Genomic DNA, 277 nt, shown 5'->3' on the forward strand with positions numbered 1-277 from the left:
GAAGTTACGGCCAATCGCCATCACCTCACCAACAGACTTCATCTGTGTGCTCAGACGGTTGTCGGCTTGAGGGAATTTTTCAAAGGTAAAACGCGGTACTTTTGTTACCACATAGTCAATTGTTGGCTCAAACGAGGCCGGTGTTGCATTACCTGTAATTTCGTTTTGCAATTCATCCAGCGTGTAACCCACTGCCAGTTTTGCAGCAACTTTTGCGATAGGGAAACCTGTTGCTTTAGAGGCCAGCGCAGAAGAACGTGATACACGAGGGTTCATC

General features: G+C 47.3%; 1 protein-coding gene. It reads right to left on the reverse strand.

Features of this window, described 5'->3' with window-relative positions; translation table 11 throughout:
* The coding region (locus tag B3014_RS00525; RefSeq protein ID WP_289286880.1) for a hypothetical protein at positions 1-277 on the reverse strand (277 nt) is incomplete at both ends.

The sequence above is a fragment of the Methylophaga sp. UBA678 genome, from assembly GCF_002299105.1.
Lineage (GTDB): Bacteria > Pseudomonadota > Gammaproteobacteria > Nitrosococcales > Methylophagaceae > Methylophaga > Methylophaga marina.